This window comes from Acidicapsa borealis, assembly GCF_059115245.1.
Map to the genome: position 1 here is coordinate 1,654,727 of NZ_JCACNY010000001.1, position 18,847 is coordinate 1,673,573.

The 18,847-nt window shown below is 57.8% G+C and carries 16 protein-coding genes; 4 read left to right on the forward strand and 12 right to left on the reverse strand.

Annotation, left to right across the window (positions count from 1 at the left end; all coding sequences use genetic code 11):
• Positions 1-5: 5 nt before the first annotated feature.
• From AC5S27_RS06665 to dapA, 7 genes are all read right to left on the reverse strand, one after another.
• Positions 6-2,630, reverse strand: coding sequence for an ABC transporter permease (locus tag AC5S27_RS06665; protein WP_493933782.1), 2,625 nt, complete (start codon positions 2,628-2,630; stop codon positions 6-8).
• A gap of 31 nt (positions 2,631-2,661) precedes the next feature.
• Positions 2,662-5,331, reverse strand: a complete 2,670-nt coding sequence (locus AC5S27_RS06670; protein WP_493933783.1) for an ABC transporter permease — start codon at positions 5,329-5,331, stop codon at positions 2,662-2,664.
• 30 nt (positions 5,332-5,361) lie between these two features.
• Positions 5,362-5,712 (reverse strand): PadR family transcriptional regulator, encoded by a 351-nt coding sequence (locus AC5S27_RS06675; protein WP_493933784.1) that lies wholly within the window; start codon positions 5,710-5,712, stop codon positions 5,362-5,364.
• A 111-nt stretch (positions 5,713-5,823) separates the two neighbouring features.
• Positions 5,824-6,681: a 2,3,4,5-tetrahydropyridine-2,6-dicarboxylate N-succinyltransferase gene (locus tag AC5S27_RS06680; RefSeq protein ID WP_493933785.1), complete on the reverse strand. Its 858-nt coding sequence runs from the start codon at positions 6,679-6,681 to the stop codon at positions 5,824-5,826.
• Positions 6,650-7,147 carry a hypothetical protein gene (locus tag AC5S27_RS06685; RefSeq protein ID WP_493933786.1) on the reverse strand — a complete coding sequence of 166 codons (498 nt, stop codon included), beginning with the start codon at positions 7,145-7,147 and terminating at the stop codon, positions 6,650-6,652. The genes AC5S27_RS06680 and AC5S27_RS06685 overlap by 32 nt, the downstream gene beginning before the upstream one ends.
• A gap of 250 nt (positions 7,148-7,397) precedes the next feature.
• Positions 7,398-7,676, reverse strand: coding sequence for a hypothetical protein (locus AC5S27_RS06690; RefSeq protein ID WP_493933787.1), 279 nt, complete (start codon positions 7,674-7,676; stop codon positions 7,398-7,400).
• A 229-nt stretch (positions 7,677-7,905) separates the two neighbouring features.
• Positions 7,906-8,802, reverse strand: coding sequence for a 4-hydroxy-tetrahydrodipicolinate synthase (dapA, locus tag AC5S27_RS06695; protein WP_493933788.1), 897 nt, complete (start codon positions 8,800-8,802; stop codon positions 7,906-7,908).
• Between the two features lie 4 nt (positions 8,803-8,806).
• Here dapA and AC5S27_RS06700 point away from each other — a divergent pair, with 4 nt between their 5' ends.
• Complete coding sequence (locus AC5S27_RS06700) at positions 8,807-8,965, forward strand: hypothetical protein (RefSeq protein WP_493933789.1); 159 nt, start codon at positions 8,807-8,809, stop codon at positions 8,963-8,965.
• Here the strand turns inward: AC5S27_RS06700 and AC5S27_RS06705 are convergent.
• Positions 8,962-10,620, reverse strand: a complete 1,659-nt coding sequence (locus AC5S27_RS06705) for a tetratricopeptide repeat protein (RefSeq protein WP_493933790.1) — start codon at positions 10,618-10,620, stop codon at positions 8,962-8,964. The genes AC5S27_RS06700 and AC5S27_RS06705 overlap by 4 nt on opposite strands.
• Positions 10,621-10,854: 234 nt before the next feature.
• Positions 10,855-13,131 carry a hypothetical protein gene (locus tag AC5S27_RS06710; protein ID WP_493933791.1) on the reverse strand — a complete coding sequence of 759 codons (2,277 nt, stop codon included), beginning with the start codon at positions 13,129-13,131 and terminating at the stop codon, positions 10,855-10,857.
• Between the two features lie 289 nt (positions 13,132-13,420).
• Here AC5S27_RS06710 and AC5S27_RS06715 point away from each other — a divergent pair, with 289 nt between their 5' ends.
• On the forward strand, positions 13,421-13,609 hold the full coding sequence (locus AC5S27_RS06715; protein WP_493933792.1) for a hypothetical protein: 189 nt from the start codon (positions 13,421-13,423) through the stop codon (positions 13,607-13,609).
• Positions 13,610-13,714: 105 nt separating this feature from the next.
• On the opposite strand, the gene AC5S27_RS06720 is transcribed toward AC5S27_RS06715, so the two are convergent.
• A complete protein-coding gene (locus AC5S27_RS06720; RefSeq protein WP_493933793.1) occupies positions 13,715-14,887 on the reverse strand; it encodes an acyltransferase in 1,173 nt (390 codons plus the stop codon).
• A 148-nt stretch (positions 14,888-15,035) separates the two neighbouring features.
• Between AC5S27_RS06720 and AC5S27_RS06725 the strand changes: the two genes are divergently transcribed.
• Positions 15,036-16,394 carry a hypothetical protein gene (locus AC5S27_RS06725; protein WP_493933794.1) on the forward strand — a complete coding sequence of 453 codons (1,359 nt, stop codon included), beginning with the start codon at positions 15,036-15,038 and terminating at the stop codon, positions 16,392-16,394.
• A gap of 173 nt (positions 16,395-16,567) precedes the next feature.
• Here AC5S27_RS06725 and AC5S27_RS06730 read toward each other — a convergent pair whose 3' ends face one another.
• The gene (locus AC5S27_RS06730; RefSeq protein ID WP_493933795.1) at positions 16,568-17,077 is read right to left on the reverse strand and encodes an SRPBCC family protein; all 510 of its coding nucleotides are present in this window, start codon (positions 17,075-17,077) and stop codon (positions 16,568-16,570) included.
• The gene (locus AC5S27_RS06735) at positions 17,074-17,427 is read right to left on the reverse strand and encodes an ArsR/SmtB family transcription factor (RefSeq protein ID WP_493933796.1); all 354 of its coding nucleotides are present in this window, start codon (positions 17,425-17,427) and stop codon (positions 17,074-17,076) included. Before AC5S27_RS06735 ends, AC5S27_RS06730 begins: the two co-directional genes overlap by 4 nt.
• 243 nt (positions 17,428-17,670) lie before the next feature.
• Between AC5S27_RS06735 and AC5S27_RS06740 the strand changes: the two genes are divergently transcribed.
• The gene (locus AC5S27_RS06740) at positions 17,671-18,828 is read left to right on the forward strand and encodes a hypothetical protein (RefSeq protein ID WP_493933797.1); all 1,158 of its coding nucleotides are present in this window, start codon (positions 17,671-17,673) and stop codon (positions 18,826-18,828) included.
• Positions 18,829-18,847: the final 19 nt, after the last annotated feature.

Here is an 18,847-nt window from a genome sequence, read left to right on the forward strand (position 1 = left end):
TGGATTTACTCGGCACGCAGCGCATCGACAGGGTTGACGGAAGCGGCCTTCAATGCAGGTCGCAGACTGGCCAGCAATACGGGTACGAGCAGCAATCCGATGGCCGCAACGAAGGTCAGTGGATCGTAGGGAGAGATGCCGTAGAGTTGGCTGCGCAGCAGGCGGACCAGCATCAGCGCGGCTAGCGAACCACCAGTGAGGCCGATGGCTGCGGCCATCGCTGAGCGGCCGAGAAAGAGGCCCGCGATCTGGCTGCGAGTCGCGCCGAGGGCCATGCGCACGCCGATCTCCTGTCGGCGTTGCGCGACGGAGTAGGCGATGACACCGTAGATGCCGACGCATGCCAGGGCCAAGGCAATGACAGCGAAGCCTACCAGGAGGGCCATGTTGAGCTGTGGTTCGGCGAAGGACTGGTTCCTGAGGCTGTCGAGTGTACTCACATTCGAGACGGCTTGTTGCGGGTCGACTTGATGGACCTGTTGGCGGATCGCTCGGTCGAGGCTTTCCAGCTGGCTACTCGCTATTTGGGAGCGAATCACAAAAGAGCGTGAGGGTGCACCGTTCACGGCAAAGTAAATCTCCGGCCGGATATCGTTCGCGATGGAGCCCGTGGTGCCTCTTGTGTTCCCGATCACACCTGCGATCTGGACTTGCATAGTCTTGTCGTAGATCAGGTGACGGCCGAGGGGACTTTGCCCATTGAGGTACTGACGGACGAATTCCTGGTTGACGAGGACAGCGCTGTCCAGCTCGCGCAACTCGCGACCGGCTAAGAGCGGAATCCCGAGTGCTTTGAGGTAGTCTCCCGCGATCGCGCGAACTTCCGCGCGAACGGAATCCTGATGTGGAGTGCGAGGCAGCCAGTCGGCATCGTAGTTATTTTGAAAGTTATAGCCATCCATGGGCAAAGCGGTTGCCTGACCTACTGCGGTCACTCCAGGCAGCTGCTCCATCCGGCGTTGCGTCTCTGCAAAGAAGCGATTCATAGCAACCTGATCCGCCCCCCACGGTAATTTGATCTGGAAGGTCAGGACGTGATCGGTGTCAAAGCCCAGCGGGGTTCGCGTGAGCCTCCAAAGCGACTGCACCATGAGGCAGGCGCCCACCACCAACACCAGGGAAAGTCCGACCTGAACAGCAATGAAGCTGTCGCGCAGCCGGCTGCCTGTGGGGCCTGCCATCCGGCCTTCGACGCTTTTCAGGGATTCATTCATCTCGGCATTGCGCCGTGTGAAGGATGGAGCCAGTCCAAATGCGATTCCGGTGAGTGCAGATACACCGAGCGCAAACCAGACGACGGCCCAGTCGGTGGAGATGGATGCTGCCTGTTGCAGAGCGTCAGGCAGGCGTGTGTCCGCTATACGCAGTATGAAAAACGTAACGCCGAGCCCGGTGCCGCCGCCGAGCAGCGCGAGCAACAGGCTCTCGGTAAGATGCTGCTGGAGCAGACGCGTCCGTGATGCGCCAAGGGCGTGACGAAGGGCGACTTCCCGGCGGCGCGTCGTGGCGCGTGACAGCAGGAGGTTCGCGACGTTGATGCAGGCAATCAGCAGTAGGGCTGTAGAGGCCGCCAGCAGCACCAGCAAAGCCGGTCTGAGAGTCTTGTACTGATTGTCGCGCAGGCTTTCACTGCGGAACTGCCATTGTGCGTCGCTTTCTGTGTATTGTGTGCTCAGCAGGCTGCCGATGGTCCGCAATTCATTCTGCGCGGTCATGGGCGAGATTTCCGGTTTCAGCCGCCCGTACACACGGGCGAAGCGGACGCCGTCGCCACGGTACTGACTCCAGTCTGGGGCAGCGAAATGCGTGGGACGCCAGACATCGGTGGAACTCGGGAACTCGAATTCCCGGGGCATGACACCGATGATCGTCGTGGGCAGTTTGTCCATCGTGACGATACTGCCGATGACAGAGGGCGACCCGCCGAAGAGTCTCTGCCAGGCCCGGTAACTGAGAACAACGACTCCGGGTGCCTTGGGCCTGTCGTCCTGCTCGTCGAAGGTGCGCCCCATCATTGCATGGGCTCCGAAGACACGCCAGAACTGGCCAGTTGCCGCGACGCCGTCTACGTTCTCAGGTAGGCGAGTGCCGGCAATCAGGGTTGGGTGCTCGAAGTAGAAGAAGCTGAGGCTATCGAAGGACCTGCTTCGTGCCTTTAAGTCAAAGTAACGTGGAACGCCAGTCATACCGCCTGCGGAGCTGCCGGTGATCCGTTCGTCTTCAATGGCGAGAATCCTTCCCGCCTGGGCGTATGGGAGAGCACGCAATAACGTGGCGTGGACTAGCGAGAAGATGGCAGTGTTGGCTCCGACGCCGAGAGCGAGCGTGAGCACGACAGCAAGCGTGAAGCCCGGTGAACGCCTCATCTGGCGCAGGGCGTAGCGCGCATCCTGACCAAGGGTCTCAACGCGGAAGCTGACGGCTTCGTGACTGCGTTCGCGCAGCAGGGTTTCGTTGCCGAACTGACGGCGTGCGACTGCTCTCGCCTTTTCAGGGGACATGCCGCCAGCGGCAAATTCGCGTTCCGCTTCGGTGCGATGGTAGGCCATCTCTTCGTCGAGTTCGCTGCGGAAACGGCGGCGGTGGATGAGGAGCGAAAGCTTGCGGAAGGTTTCGGTAATTCGACGCATGGCGGTGTCTCTCGGGTCTTGATGTGTGTGTCTACTCGGTGCGCAGGGTGGTCATAGGATCGGCTGTGGTGGCTCGGCGGGCTGGCAGGTAGCAGGCGACGAGCGCAACCGTGAGCACCATGGTGGCTACTGCTGCAAAGGTGAGCGGGTCGGTGGGGCTTACGTTGTAGACGAGGCTTCGAACGAGCCTGCCGAGAGCCAGCGCTACCACGATGCCTGCTGCTGTTCCGGCGAAGGCTAACCACGCTGCCTGTCGCAGTACGGTGCGTAGGAGGTGGCCTGGGGCTGCTCCGAGAGCGAGGCGAAGGCCAAACTCCGGCATGCGTTGTGAGACGGAGTAGGCAAGCACACCGTAGATTCCGATGGCTGCGAGCAGGATGGCGAGGCCGGCGAAGAGGCTTACCAGGAAGAAGATGAAGCGAGGCTGCGAGAGCGAGCGGCCTACGATCTGGTCCATCTGCTGGAGATTGGCGACGGCCAGGTCTGGGTCGAGAAGTCGTACCTGTTCGCGGAGCTCTTCTGCTAACGCTGTTGAGTCGCCGTTGGAGCGCAGGACAACGGACATTTCTGGAACGCCATTGGGGCTTTGGCTGAGCGGCCACCAGAAGGCTGGCTTGGCTTGCGCGCTGGATGGCGTATCCTTCACGTTGCCAATGATGCCGACGACGGTCAACCAGTCTTTGGGCTTTGGCTTGTCTTCGAAGGTGATGCGTTTGCCGATGGGGTCTTCACCGTGCCAGTAGGAGTTGGCCATAGCCTGGTTGATGAGAATTGCGTACGGTGCGTCTTCTATGTCCGCTGAGGTGAAGAAACGGCCGCGGATGAGCGGCGTGCCGAGTGCACGGAAGTAGTCTGGTGTGGCGAAGTGGTAGCGGCCGTGGAACTCTTCGCCCGGAGCGGGGTGCTTGCCTTCGATGCTGAAGCCGGTGTTGTCGTCGTATCCGGTCCAGGGAAGGTCGCTGCCGACACCGGCGTTTTCAACCCCGGGCAGTGCCGAGATACCGGCAAGCAGGCGATCAAAGAAGTGCACAACGTCGGCGTTTTTCTGGTACTTGCCGTCGTTGCGTGGCAGGGAGATCACGGCAGTCAGGACGTGGTCGTGAGTGAAGCCAGCGTTCTGCTGAAGCTGGTTGAGGAAGCTGCGCAGCAGCAGGCCTGCTCCGACAAGCAGCACGCAGGCAAGGCTGATCTCAGAGATGACAAGCGCGCTACGCAGGCGGTTCTGGCCTCGGCTGCCGGTGGTGCCGCGGGCGCCTTCGTGCAGGCCCTTGCCGGGGTCGTTCCTCGACGCCTGGATTGCCGGGATCAGTCCAAACAAGATGCCGGTGACTGCTGAGACGGCAAGGGTGAACGCGAAGACGAGGCCGTTGACGTGGATCTCTTCTGCGCGTGGAAAGCCGGCCGGTAGCAGTGCAACCAGGATGCGCACACCGGCGACGGCCAGAACGGCGCCCAACGCTCCGGCGGCGAGGGCGACGAGGAGGCTTTCGGTGAGCAACTGGCGGATGAGGCGGCTGCGCGCCGCACCGAGGGCGAGCCGGACGGAGAGCTCTTTCTGGCGTGCAGCAGAACGGGCCATCAGTAAATTCGCCGCGTTGGTGCAGGCGATGAGCAGCACCATGCCTACGGCGCCCAGCAGAATGAGCAGCATGTTTCGATTGCTGCCGACGATTTCATCCAGGAGGGGCACGGTGACAATGTGCCAGGTATTGCTCGACGTGTGGTCGGGCGACATGTCCGCCCAGATTCTGTGGAGCAGCGTATTCAGCTCCTGTTGGCCCTGGCTCTGTGATACCCCCGGCTTAAGGCGGCCAATCACGTCGAGATAATGCGAGCCGCGTTCAGTGGGCTTGCCGTCGAAAGAGAAGGGCACCCACATGTCAACACTGCTGCCGTAAGCGACGGCCCGGTAGTTGTTGCCGGGGTGAGCGGTTCCGGCGGGCATGACTCCGACGATGGTGTAAGGCCGCATGTTCAGCGTGACTTTGCGGCCAATGACGGCGGGATCGGCAGCGAAGCGGCTGCGCCAGAGACGGTCGCTGAGGAGAACTTGTCTGTCGTTGCCGGGGACCTCGGCGTGATAGTCGAATTCGCTCCCGATCTGCGGCTGAAGCCCCAGAGTATGAAAAAAGCCGGAGGTAACGGCGAAGGAGGAGAGACGTACGGGCTCGCCTGAGCCAGAGAGCTGCAGGTCGTAGTGAACGTAGGCGGCGAGCGACTCGAAAGAGCGGGTGTGATCGCGCAGATCGTGGAAATCCCACGGGTTTATGGGAAACTGGGGATAGGCTTCGCTCGAGATGTAGACACGGACGATGCGGTCGGGATCTGCGTAGGGAAGCGAGCGCAGCAACACTCCGTCGATGACGGAGAAGATGGCGCTGTTGGCGCCGATGCTGAGGCCCAGGGTGAGGATGAGCACGATGGCGAAGCCGGGGTTTGCGATGAGTTGGCGGAGAGCGTAGCGCAGGTCCTGGGCGACGGTTTCAAAGCGGAAGCTGATGGATTCGTGGCTCTGTTCGCGGACGCGCGTGGGGTTGCCGAACTGTTGTGCTGCGGCTCGGCGGGCGGCATCGGGTGACATGCCCTCGGCTTCGAATGCACGCTGGGCGTTGGCGCGATGGAAGTTCATCTCTTCGTCGAGCTCCGCGCGGAAGCGGTCGCGACGAAAAAGCATGGCCAGCTTGCGAAGGAGAGTGCGCATCGTATGCCTCCTGTGTATGCTTCCTGAGGTTTATGCTTCCTGCGGATCGGTTTCGGGGTTGCGCAGGACGCGGCCAATGGCGGAGATCATGCGCTCGAATTCGGTGAGTTCCAGGCCGAGCTGCTTGCGGCCATCTTCAGTGAGCGTGTAGTAGCGGGCGCGGCGGTTGGTCTCGGTCATCTTCCACTCCGCCTTGACCCAGCCCTGGATCAGGAGCCGTTGCAGGGCGGGATAGAGTGAGCCTTCTTCCACGGTGAGCACGTCGTCTGAGAGACGCTTGATGGAGAGCGCGATGCCGTATCCATGCAGAGGTGCGCGAGTCAGCGTCTGCAGGATCAGCATGTCCAATGTGCCGGGCAGGAGGTCATTTTTCTTGGCCATGGGCCTATATATAGATTGTCTATGGATAGAAAGTCAATGGACTTGTTTCAATAAAAAAGCACCGCTGAGGATTTCCCCCGGCGGTGCTTTCGATCGGGCTTGTTTTGCGTGTTAGCGGAGCAGGTCTTCGAGCGTGGTGGAGAGGTCGGTCTTCTCGTCGCGGTACTTCACGATGACCGGGGAGTAGAGGCTGAGGCCCCATTCGGCGCCCTTGCCTTTGGTGACGGCGCGGGAGCCGGGGACGACGACCGCGTTCTCGGGGATTATGAGTGGGAGATCAGGAGTGGCACGGAGAATCGCACCGTTGACCAGGTCGAAGACCGGTGTACCGCGGGTCAGGATCGTTCCCGCTGCGAGCACGGCGCCCTTGCGGACGATGGTGCCCTCGTACACGCCGGAGTTGCCGCCGACCAGTACGTCGTCTTCAATCACAACGGGGCTGGCGTTGACCGGCTCAAGGACGCCACCGACCTGGGCAGCGGCGCTGAGGTGGACGCGCTTGCCGATCTGCGCGCAGGAACCGACGAGGGCATGCGAATCGACCATCGTTCCGCTATCCACAAACGCGCCTACGTTGATGTACATCGGCGGCATGCAGACGACGGATTTTGCCACGTAAGCTCCGGCTCGGACGCTGGAACCGCCAGGCACGATGCGTACGCCGGATTCCAAGCTGAAGCGTCGAGCGGGATAGGTGTTCTTGTCGACGAAGGAGAGGCCATCGCCGGGCAATTCCATCAGAACGCCAAGGCGGAAGCCGAGCAGGATGCCCTGCTTGACCCAGGCGTTAACGCGCCAGCCGGTTGGGGCGGCAGGGTCCGGTTCGGCGGAGCGAAGTTCGCCCGCTTCGAGCGCTGTGCGGAGAGAAAAGAATGCTTCAAGGGCTTTGGCCTGGACGGTAAAGTCAGCCGCTACTTCAGGATGGCTGACATAATGCTCAATGGTTCGCTGGAGTGGATGCACGTTCATCGTGTACCAGTCTAGCAACTCTGCGCCGCTCCGGGGCGTGGCCGGCAGTGTACTTGCGGCGGTCCAGCGACGGCACAAGGGTGGGAAGAACCGCAGAGACATGACTGGCCAGCTGGGCGGCAGGAACGACCACACGCGGCGCCACCTGGGCGGGCTCGGCTTCCTCCATCGGCTGCAGGCGAAACTTGCGTGTGCCGCAGGGAATCATGGCAACAGGGCAAGGCTGATCTCCCAGCTTGCCGCTATTGCGTTTCGCTTCCAGCCAACTGCTGAGCCGCTGATCATGAATTTCGGGTTGGTCCGACCAGAAGGAGGCGGACAGGGTGCAAACGATGCTCAGGTGATCAAGTTCAAGCTCAATCAACTCGCCGTCGGGCGGGAAGTGCTCACTCACATTTACCGCGCCGACGTGCAACCCGATGCCTCCGGAATGTCCGGAGTGCCGCTGCTTCGTCAAAACTACCATGGTCCACCTCCGAGGGTGTCTGAGTATGGAGTGTATGCAGTTCTACAAATGATTGGATGAAAAGATGCTCGCAATCACAATAGTCCTCATTTGCAAGTCCCAGAAGAGGAATAAGGTATTGGAAGTCCAATTTGGTAACTGAGGAATATCCTTAGTACCGTGTACATTACGTTACTTATAATTGAATATGCAAATAAAAGGGCGAGTTTCCCCGCCCCTCAGAAGAACTACGAGACTATCTAAATTCAAATCAGGCTGAAAAAGTCACTGGAAACTTCGCGTTGCGAACCTCTCTTGGTTCGATCGGCTGAAGGCGAAAGGCGTGATCTCCCGAAGGGATCATCACCAGCGGAGCAGGAGTGGCGGCCAGTTTGCCATTCATGCGCTTCGATTCGAGCCAGGAGACCAACCGGTCGTCATGGATTTCAGGCTCGCCATTCCAGAAGTTCGGTTCCAGAGTACATACGATACTTAGGTGATCCAATTCAAGTTCTACGATCGGCACATCAGGCGGGAATAGCTGTTGCACATTGCCGTCTCCGACATGCAACCCCGTCAACCCTTGGCGTCTGCTTTGCTTCTGAACAACCATACTTCTCCTCTGCCTTGGGAGACCCGAACGCTGGACTGTTCCGGGATTCCACTTCAATCAGATGCTTACGGCAGGGGCAAAGGTGTCTTCCGATGTGCGGTTTTGTACACGAGGAAACGGAAGGCGTATGGATTTTTAATACGAAATCGTTTATTGGGAAGAATTCCTAGAACATCCTCATATCGCCGTCGGGAATAAGGTTCTTCAGCAGGCCGATTTCGCCGGCCACGCGCTCCAGGCGCTGTTTGAGGGCGCGGTCAGGAGCGACGAGCGGCAGGCGCACCGTGGCATCGCAGCGGCCCATCAGGCTGAGAATGGTTTTGACCGGGCCCGGGTTCGACTCCCAGAAGTTAGCTTCGAAGAGCTTTGCGTACTTGCGCTCGATCTCGCGAGCCAGTGGCCAGTCGTTGCGCAACGCGGCGCGAACCATCCTGGTCAGCTCGGCGGGGATCTCATTGGAGGCGACGCTCGAAAGCCCGTGCGCTCCGATACCGATTGCGGCGAGAGCCAGATTGTCGTCGCCGGAGAAGATCTTGAAGCCCTGGGGAACCGTATGTACCAGCGTGGCGATCTGGGCGAGGTTGCCGCTGGCTTCCTTGATGCCTTCGATATTTGAGGCGTTTTCGGCGAGGCGCACGACTGTTTCCGGTTCGAGATTCACCGCGGTACGGCCGGGCACGTTGTAGAGCACGACAGGCAGCGGGGCGACGGTCTCGGCGAGTGCCATGAAGTGCTGGTACTGGCCCTCCTGCGTGGGCTTGTTGTAGTAGGGGTTGGCCGAAAGCACCGCATCCAGGCCGCGGATGCGGGCGAGCTTTTCGGCGCGCTTCACGAGTGTCCGGGTCGAGTTGTGGGTGCATCCTGCCCAGACCGGGACGCGGCCCGCGGCGGCTTCAACGACGATCTGGACGGCGTTGAGCCATTCACCTTCGTCCAGCGTGGCGGCCTCGCCTGTGGACCCGCAGGCCATCAGAAAATCGATGCCGGAGTCGATCTGCCAGTTCACCAGCGCATAGAGCGCCCGATCGTCAACGCTGCCATCCCCGCGAAAGGGGGTAATCAATGCCGTGCCACAACCCGTCGTTTCCATCTACTTCCTTCCCGTCATGGGAGAGTTTACAACGTTGAGGGCTGCTGATGGGCAGATGGGAAAGAAAGCAGTCGATGGTTCCGATCTGAGCTGGGCTGTTGAAACGCCGGATCAGCTTGCGCCTGCGACTCTCTAGTGGGGTGCGATTGTTGCGCCCTTCTCTTTCTCTAACACGACTCCGAGGTTGTTACATCCGATGGCTACGCCGCCGTCGCAGGCCTTGCGGAACAGAGACACTGCCTGGTCATGATCCCTGGGTATCCCGGTTCCGTTCTCGTACATGATGCCGAGGTTGACACAAGGGCCGAAAAGGCCTGCGTCGCAAGCCTTTCGATAAAGGGCGACCGCCTGAGTGTAGTCGCGAGGCACTCCGTCGCCATTGGCGTACATCACGCCCAGATTGCTGCAACTAGCAACCATTCCACCATCGCAGGCTTTACGGTAAAGGGCCAAAGCCTGAGCGAAGTCCTTGGGTACGCCTTTCCCGTTAATGAACATCAGGCCCAGGTTGTTACAGGCGGTTGCGTCCTCCGCATCACAGGCCTTGCGGTAGAGTGTTACAGCCTGAGCGTCATCCTGGGGCACGCCCGTACCGTTTGCGTATAAGAGACCGAGATTGGTACACGAGCCCGCGTCGCCTTTCTCGCAGCCTTTGCGATAGTAAGTCGCAGCCCAGCCAGAGTCCTTCGCTACGCCATTTCCAGTCGAGTAGAGGATAGCGAGATTTCTACAGCCAGTGGCGGAGCCTCCGTCACAAGCTCTGCGGTAGAGGGACACCGTCTGAGCGGATACTGTAAGCGAATTCGCACCACCGCTTTTATTCGGTTCGGTCACAACTTCCGGATGGGTGACTTCGTGGCCTGGCGGGTCATTGCCGGATGGGATCCCTGGAGCAGAAGAGGCACCATCGGGTTTATTACTCTCTGGAGCAGTTGCGACCGTTGGGGTGGTAACTTTCAGGATGGTCCGGCGGTATTCGTCAGCGGAGATGGCCTTGATTCCGCCAGATGCTTCCCGGATGTAGATATCGGTGTGAAGGCTGGTCTGGAGAGTGCACAAAAACGAAGATGGCTTGTCGCCAGCGGTGCGCAGAAAAAGGGTGAGTACAGAGCCTTCCGTTGCCCATTGGCCGGCGTAATAACGGCCCTGCTCGGAGACCTTGAGCGTGACGGCACAACTGGTGGTGAAATCCACAGAAGAAAGTCCCGAGTCGGTCATGATGTTGCCGCGTCCGCTGCCAGTTCGCGTTCCGTTTACCAGCGGCGTCCAGTCGATCGCGAGAATCGACAGGCGCACCGGATAGTGACTCATGTCGGTGTCGATTGGTCCTGTCTTCGGAAGCGCAGCGCCAATCCGGACCTTGTATTGTTCCGGGGTGAACGTGGATAAGGTTCCATTCTGCACGTCGTACACAAATTCATGCAGAGTGATCTTGAATTCGCAGGCTTCAGACTTGTTTTCATTGCCAATTGAGTTGCCTACGAGCTCAATCGTCTTTCCCGGTTTTTTCCATTTCGCGGAGTAAGCCTGATTTCCAACGGACTTCATATAGTTGATCGCGCAGTCGTAGGTGAAATCGATCGCATGTATCTCCTGCCCGTCGATCAGGTTAGCGAGACCTGAGCCCTGGCCTCCAAAAGCTCCGGCGTGTGGGTTCCAGTTGGACTGAAAGATATGAACGCGCAAAGTGTAGGAAGACATATCCCGCGGCTTAGCGCAGGCGGCCCGGATTGTGGTCCAGGCCAGGATCATCAGTAACAGGAAAGTCCACGAAGAAACACGTCGATTCACCACGGCATTCCTCGATCTATCGGAAAGTGGGGAAAATCAGAGTACCGAATAATGTTAATCCTCGCAAACAAACTTCAAAAAAACATAACTGTCGGTCCCCACCCTTCGTCAACTCGAGGTACCAGTGTTACTCACCTTGTTTGTGGGCTTACCGGATGCGAACGCGCCGAAGTTTCTGCCTGTCAGGATCGAGAAGGGGCGTGTGCATATTTGAACCGGAAAACCTGGTCAGAGCTAATTCCTGAAGGAGTAGCCGTGGCTCTTCAGGAAGGCGCTGATCTCATCCCAATCGCCCCATCCGTCGAGGACGCTCCCGGTGTGCGCGACGCTGAAGGTCGACCCTTTCGGAAACTGCAACAGCTTCTGTTCGAGAGCTTTCAGGTCAGGGCAGCGATACTGATTGATCGAATAGCGAAACCGCTCGGTTGGCATGAGATAGTCGATTTGCGATTCGGGCGGATAGACCGGGTCTTTGAATTTTCCATAGATATAGTAACTGCCAGGCGCGGGCCCGACGCTCGCTTGACTACCGCAGCTGAACGCGCAGGAGAGGCTATGCCCTTTCTGGTCGCCCGTCAACGCTGCCAGGCGATCCACATCTTCCGCCGTCAGCGTCCAGCCCTGAGCCTTTTCATACGCTTCGAGCAGCCGCGAATCGAGGTTATAGAGCTGCCAGTCTTCCTGTGTGTGATTCTGGCTGCTTATGCGCACTTCGACTCCGCTCTCCTTGAATTTCTTATGCCAGCGGGAAAGCTGCTCCCAGACCACGGGCTTCATAGCTGCGCTGCCATATCTTCCGAGATATGCGGTAGCATCGGCAGCAAGGGGCGTTCCATCCTCCAACTGTTGCGCTGCCAGAGCATCGAGCACGGGGCTTGCTTCCATATAGCCGATGCTCGGCAGGAACTCTCCTCGCGGACAGTAGATCGGTGGAAACTTCTTATCCAGCAATAGCTTGACCCTGGGCTGCGCTTCGCCCGGCGTAACCTTGAGCAGATAGGCCAGGACAGGGATCTGGATCGTGCAGGACCACGCGCTCAGATGCTGATCGATGAAGGGAAGCACCGTGGGAAGCGTGGCGCGCGTAGCGTAGCGATGCAGCAAGGTTGCTGAGCGGACCAAATCCTGCTGGGTTTCGAGAGCTATGAAATTCGCGGCGATCTGCTGCTCCTGCGCCGGAAGCGACTCATCAGGCAGCCTGAGATAGAGCGACGAGAAGCGCGGGACCGGCCGAACGACTTCCTGACGTATGAAGACGGTTGCGGTCGCCGGTTCGAGTTCAAGCCAGCGCAGCAATGCCTCGCCGTTGCCTGCTTCCGCTCTGCGCCGAACCACGGTTAACATCAGTGGAGATCGAAGATGGTCCCAGTCGGTATCAAGCAGGGCGGCCTGAGTCTGTTCCGAGAGTCGATCAAAGTTTGCCGCTGCCGTGGCGATGATTGGATCCGGGAACGGCGCGTGCAGATCGTAGGCCGAACCCTCTACGACCCAGTAGCCGTTCACCGGATTTCGGAGCAGCGTCTCAAGAGACACGATCATTGCATCGGGTCTCTTTTTCGGTAGCGACGCAAACAGCGTGTCGCGGACAGCATTCACGTCCCTGGGCAGCACTCCCGATCCGGGATGTTGCTTATACTCGCCACGGCTGAGCGACCTTGCGTAGTCCGCGAAGAAGGCCGGGCGCACACCCACATTGGGATCCACCAGCAGACGCGCCATCTCAGTCTGCTCGAGGTCCTTGTTGGAGTTGATATCAAGGCAGTGCGTGACATCGATTCCCTTGCTCAGGATACCCACAAGCGCAAGAGCTGCCTCTGGGGTACCCAGATTACACAGTGCGTCCTTCTCCTGCTGGCGTTTCAAGAACTCGGGCGTTGGCGGGTTTGTGTAAGCCACAGGGGGCGCGGCCCATGCAGCTACTCCCCGTTCGATGATCGCCGCTTTCCACGTATTTCCAGCAGGCATGATTTCCAGAATGATCTCCGCGGTTTTGCTCACTGAATTGTGCTTTACCTTGGAGTCCGGTGCGCGCCCAATCTTGTTCGTTTCGTCATCCAGCCCTATCGTCATCGACAAGCGCACGGTGTATGTTCCCGGCGTGTCAAAGCGGAATCGGGTGGTGAGCGTGTAAGGGTATTTCTTCGGCTCTGGCGTGAGATCGGAGCTCTGCACATCGAAGGTCGGGCCGCTCATGGCGCCGCAGCGATGAAAGCCAATGTCTGTCCAACCGGTGCTGGGAGTTACATCGAACGACCATTGCGTCACGAATCTGCATTGCGGATACCCGAAGCAGCCTTCCCAGAACATCTTGCACGGCTCTAGATAGTGATTGCTCGTGGTGCTGGAAACAAAAAGCTCCAGCGGAATAACCTCGCCGAGTTGAAAGCGGTTCGATCCGGTGGCAGAGCGTAACTCAACTTGCAGGTCGGGCGAATCCTGCGAGGGCGAACCCTGAATAGGTAAATCCTGCGCCAAAACCGCACGAGAGCAAAGGGCAGTGACAAGCGTCATTGCCAGAAAGCCACTCCACACCATGGATGCTTTCAAAGGCAAGAGACCGCGGTAGATGATTCGCCGATGCTGCAGCATAGATGGTGTGCTCCGAGTCCTACTAGCATAGACGTTTGCGGCTGAGATTCTTGCAGTCCTGGGTAAGCGTATTTTGCTGCGATTGGACTTTGTCGTTCAAGAAGGCGTCTAATGTCGGTAGTACGAGATTTTGTTCCTCGTCCCTAGCTGATGACGGCTTGCTTCTGACGGGCGCCTCTCACGAGTAACAAGCACAAGATTGGAGACAATCATGAGCTTTGGAAATAAATCCGCAGTACACAACCATTTATCTACAAAACATCCTCTGTTCTCGCATCCTAGAGAGCAGGACACCGTTCAAACGAAACAGGATCTGGTTCAAGAGAAAGTAGTTGAGCCGCTGCATGACGAATCACGTTTCGCGGAAAGAGCGCCTCCGGAGAAAACCAGAGTGAATTAGGGTTTTACACTCCCGCTCCTCGAATCACCCCAGCCTTTCCCCGGCATGCAGGACATGCCGGGGGATTTGTGTTTTGCGTTGGTCGTGCAACCTTGGCCTGAACCACTATCCGACGATATATTTGCTCCCCGGCAGCAGCGAGATCAGCTTGACCCCGAGATATGTGATTGCGAAGGTGATGAGCGCGATCACGGGAATCCGCACGAATGCCTTGCCGAGCATGGGTGCCAGGTAGGCGTGAACCGCGTTGAGCACGATGATGTGCGCCAGATACATGCCGTAGCTCATGCGCGAAACATCGTCGATCAGCTTCCACACGCGGCTGTTGCTGCGGTTGGCGTGAATGTTGCGGAAGAGCAGGAAGATTCCTGCTGTCATCAGCGCGACGTTCAGCGAGGTGAAGTTCCACGTCAGTTCGAGGTCCGACACCATGCGCTGCGTACCAAGCCGGTAGAGAAACCCTCCGGCGGTAGCGGTGTAGCCCGCCACAATCAGGCCGATGGCGAGCCAGTCGATACGCCGCGAAGGCGCCATCCAGAATCGCTTGATGTAGGCGGCCAGCACCGCATAGCCGATGAAACCGGTGAAGTAGTAGAGGGTCGGAGTGGTGTTCCAGGAGCACTCGCCCCATACCTGCGCGAAGGCGAGATGAATGAAGGGCAGCGTCAGTGTCACGGCCCACAGCACGAGGAAAAGCTCCATGCTCTTGCGGCTCGCCGAAACGATCCACGGCGAGAACACAGGCGCGATGAGGTAGATCGCCATCAGCATGTAGACGAACCACAGATGGCCGACTTCTGTGCCGTAGTTGACTGGGATTTTGGCGATGTTGAGCAGAGCGGTCTTAAGAGTAGTCGCTCCTTGCGCGAAGTAGTAGAACGCATAGACCGAGCACCAGATCACGAAGGGAATCAGCACGCGTGTAAAACGCTTCCGGAAGAACTTGCGATCGTCTCCGATGGGGAAGAGGAAGAATCCGGTGATCATGACAAAGAGCGGCACGCACGAGCGGAAGAGAGAGTTCGTCCAGCCCACAGCCCACGATCCGGCAGTATGCAGCGTGGTTCCGTCCGCTGCGATGTACTCGAACTCGCCGGTGTGTATCTGCATAACCATGTAGATAGCGATGACCCGCAGCAGATCGAAGCCGCGATGCCGCGTGGGTGCAGGAGGAGCTGAGATGGTCATGCTGTGCGGTCCCCAGTCAATGTGAAGCTGATAGCGAAAGACTTGTTCGCGAGGAACTTGGATACGGAAGGCAGTGAATAGAATCGCCACGCCACGGATGCTCTGGCGAGCAGTCAGTCGATGATAAATCGTTGGTTCACGTTATGCTTCCGTGAGCGAGTGTTGTGATTTCTGTCGAGGATTGTCGAGGACTGTAATACGGTTCTTTGCAAGCGCCATTTCTGGAGAATTGGAACATATGACTGAAGCTAGCGAAATTGCCAGCCCGGCTGCCGATTGCGTGGTTTCAAATGACGTAGACCGGCAATCCGTGACGCCGGATCGCTGGAGCCTGCCGGCGAAGGTCGCATTCCGCTTCTGCTTCTGCTACTTCACGCTGTTCTGCTTCCTCACGCAGATACTCAGCGGACTGATCAATATACCCAAGGTGGACATTCCTGATTTTGCCTCGACGGCCGCGGTGCGTCCTCTCGTTCTCTGGACTGCGCGACATATTTTCGGCATTCAGCAGGAGCTGGTCTTCACGGGCAGCGGAAGCGGCGACAAGACCTTCGATTGGGTGATGGCCTTCTGTTTCCTTGTGATTGCCGCGGTCGCGACGGCGGTCTGGAGCTGGCTCGATCGCAGGCGGCCCGCTTATCCCGGCATGTTGAAGTGGTTTCGCGTGGCGCTCCGATTCGCGCTGGGCGCGCAGATGGTGACCTACGCCCTAGTAAAGATTTTCCCCATGCAGATGCCCTACCCACCGCTGACCCGGTTGCTGGAGCCGTACGGGAATTTTTCTCCCATGGGTGTGCTCTGGTATTCGATCGGCGCTTCGCCTGCTTACGAAATCCTCTGCGGTAGCGCGGAGTTGCTGGCGGGCATCCTGCTCTTCATTCCGCGCACGGCAATGCTCGGCGCACTGGTGACTGCGGGCGTGACCAGTGAGATCTTCGTCCTCAACATGACCTACGATGTTCCCGTAAAGCAGCTTTCACTTCACCTGCTGTTGATGGCAATTTTCCTGGCAGCTCCTGAGTTTCCGCGCTTGATGAATTTCTTCCTTCTCGACCGCCCGGTGGCGCGCTCATCGCAGCCGCCTCTGTTTCGCTCAGCGCGCGCTAACCGCATCGCTGTCGTGGTGCAACTCGTCTTCGCCGCATGGCTCCTGGGCGTCAATGTATACGGAGTCTGGAGCCAGTGGCCGGTGTGGGGTGGTGGTCAGCCGAAGTCTCCGCTCTACGGCATCTGGGACGTGCAGAAACAGGCGATCGATGGCCACGAGCGCGCCGCCCTGCTGGGAGACTACGGCCGCTGGCGGCGCTTGATCTTCGAGTATCCGGAATTGGCTCAATACGAGCGCATCGACGACAGCATAGGAAGCTACGATGTCGCTATCGACGCCAAGACCCAGACCATTGCACTGACGACAGACAAGGACAAGAAGTGGAAGGGCACGCTGCATTACATGCGTACCGCGCCGGACCAGATGATACTCGACGGCAATCTGGGCGGGCATCCTGCTCATATGGAATTGCGGCTGGAAGATAGAGCCAAGATTCCGCTCGTTGCCCGGGGATTTCACTGGGTGCAGGAGTATCCCTTCAACCGCTGACCGCGCAGAAAATTTGACTCGAGTTCAGCTCGGATGAGTCGTGCTCGTTTCAGCCAGAGATCACTGGTCCGGAAATGCGATGATTCGGCGGGCGGCGAGAAGCCTGTTTTAACAAGGCTTTCGCCGCACGGCTCAGTTGTATCTTGCACATGACGATCGCAAGCTTGAACGTCTTATTTCGCCTGCGCCAGCTCTGCAATAACCGCAGAGAGTTTTTCGAGTATCTCGTTCCAGCCCTCCAATTGACCGCTGTCTTTCGCGCTTTCCATGGGCTCATTTCCAATGAAGGTCAGTCTTGTCTGGCCGTTTCCGAGGTCCTCAAAGAGGGTCACGTCGTACGCGCCGTCGATGGCCTCATGCTCTATTCCCAATTCCGAAGGATCAATCTTGTTTCCCTTCGAGTCAGAGAAGTACATGGAGGAGACGATCTTTTCGTAGGGAACAATCTCGTGGTATTCAGACGCATTCCAGAACTCCTGTCCATCTGGCGACCTCATGCAACAGAGAAACTTTCCCCCAACGCGAAAGTCCATCTCGCAAACCGGCGCGGTAAAGCCCTTTGGTCCCCACCACTGCATGATGTACTTCGGATCTGTCCACGCCTTCCAAACCAGCTCGCGTGGGGCATCAAAAATTCTTGTAACGGACATCCGCTCAATTTCGTTCGCCGTGTTTTCTGTCATTTCTGATCTCCTCTTTCTTCCTTTGCCGTTTTTTTCAATTCCTTGATTACCACTTCCAGTTTGTCGAAGCTCTCTTCCCAGAACCGGCGATAGCTGATCGCCCAGTCGCTGACGGACTTAATCGCTTCTGGCCTGAGCGTGCACACACTCTCTCGTCCACGCTTTGTTTTGATGACAATCCGCGCCCGTACCAGGTAGGCGATATGTTTTGAAATCATCTGCTGCGAGAGTGCAAACGGTTCCGTCAATCCATGTATCGAGGCAGGCCCGTGGGAGAGCCGTTCAATCATTGCCCGGCGGGTTGGATCAGACAAAGCCGCGAATGTTGTACCCAGATAATCCACAACCATATGGTAGTGGATAAATGTTCAATGTCAACTCTAAATCTTGTAATTCTTGCTTTTGTTCCCGAGTGAAGTGTCTTAACTTATCGGCGGGCCGGTTGTTAAGAATGTTGCGGTCGGCAACTTCGTCTTGTTTTGAGAGCCGGATGAGGCCACGCCAGAATTCGCTGCTGCGGAACAATTTAGGTCTCGGCGGTGTCTACTGAAGTTATGGCTCCTATCTCACGCTGGCGCAGGATTCTGCGTTCCTTGATTGTCGCTGGAATTGCAATCACCGTGCTGATACTTGCTGCTTCAGCGGTGATTAGGGTTCGGCAGTACATGCTGCGTCATCGGGCGGAGCAGTTACTGAGCGATATGCGTGACGTCGAATTAGGCAAGAGTACATGGGTAAGTGCTCAGAGGATCATGCATCGCTGGGGGCAGTGGGGCGCCTATGAAGGCGAATGCAGCGAGCGGCGCTGCAATTATCAGATCAACATGCAGGATGACTACAAGGCCTTTCCCGAATACTTTGTTCCGAGCGGCCGAATACATTCACAGCCCCACTACCATAAGGCTTGGCTGCTGGCGGCTTATAGATTCTTAGGTGGCCGACCAGCGTCGATCCGAGCAACCGTGATTGTGATCGGCGGTGTGATCTGGGGCAAAGATTATGAATTGGCAATGGATGCGTGGAGGCCCTTTGGGAACGACTTTATCCTCATGGCGTCTGCAACGACCAAATGGCGGACGGAAGAATTCCACAATTTACGCCACTCCGACCATCCGGAATACGTGATTGGCAGGCCAGGTGGTTGCACCTTCTGTGTGGATGGATACGTTCGATTTACACCATTTGCCGACTCTAAGACTATCGGCCGATTGATGGACTTCAATCTTGAATGCATGACTCGTCCCCTCGCTTGTCAGGATCAGATGGCTATTCTGCCAACAGCATGGCGAGTCTATGAGCAGGAGGAAGAAGAGCTGCATGCACAAATGAAATCAGGCAATAATAACTTGACTGTTCCGTGTTCTTTTTCGCTCGAATACTTAGGGCGTGACTATCGCAATGTCGTTGTCGCAGAATTTACCTCGGTACACCCAAGCGACAGTGATAATCACGAGGTGGATGTGGACCTTCACTTGGTAGATCGCCTCAAGCATGCAGGCTTTTGGAAGCAGGATGATCACTGGAAGATCAGAGTTCCTGTGGACAATAACGGCGTTAGTACTTCATCGACCACCATCAAAGTTAGTGGCCAAATGATTCTCGCGTTTCCCACGCCTTATCAACCAGTAAACTCCACCTGGCTTGACATTGATCAGTGCGGCCGCATCGCACTGACCAATGGAAATCTCGCAGCCATCAAACGTGGTGCCAAGGCCGACATCTTTCCGGATGATCGGCAATCCTGGCCATGACTCGTAATTAGGGTGCAGC

Bases quoted from the DNA above. Each gene is read 5' to 3' on its own strand.
- AC5S27_RS06725 (WP_493933794.1), top strand. From the start codon at position 15,036: ATGACTGAAGCTAGCGAAATTGCCAGCCCGGCTGCCGATTGCGTGGTT.
- AC5S27_RS06710 (WP_493933791.1), bottom strand. From the start codon at position 13,131: ATGACGCTTGTCACTGCCCTTTGCTCTCGTGCGGTTTTGGCGCAGGAT.
- AC5S27_RS06665 (WP_493933782.1), bottom strand. From the start codon at position 2,630: ATGCGTCGAATTACCGAAACCTTCCGCAAGCTTTCGCTCCTCATCCAC.
- AC5S27_RS06670 (WP_493933783.1), bottom strand. From the start codon at position 5,331: ATGCGCACTCTCCTTCGCAAGCTGGCCATGCTTTTTCGTCGCGACCGC.
- AC5S27_RS06675 (WP_493933784.1), bottom strand. From the start codon at position 5,712: ATGGCCAAGAAAAATGACCTCCTGCCCGGCACATTGGACATGCTGATC.
- AC5S27_RS06735 (WP_493933796.1), bottom strand. From the start codon at position 17,427: ATGGTTGTGGATTATCTGGGTACAACATTCGCGGCTTTGTCTGATCCA.
- AC5S27_RS06730 (WP_493933795.1), bottom strand. From the start codon at position 17,077: ATGACAGAAAACACGGCGAACGAAATTGAGCGGATGTCCGTTACAAGA.
- AC5S27_RS06715 (WP_493933792.1), top strand. From the start codon at position 13,421: ATGAGCTTTGGAAATAAATCCGCAGTACACAACCATTTATCTACAAAA.
- AC5S27_RS06680 (WP_493933785.1), bottom strand. From the start codon at position 6,681: ATGAACGTGCATCCACTCCAGCGAACCATTGAGCATTATGTCAGCCAT.
- AC5S27_RS06685 (WP_493933786.1), bottom strand. From the start codon at position 7,147: ATGGTAGTTTTGACGAAGCAGCGGCACTCCGGACATTCCGGAGGCATC.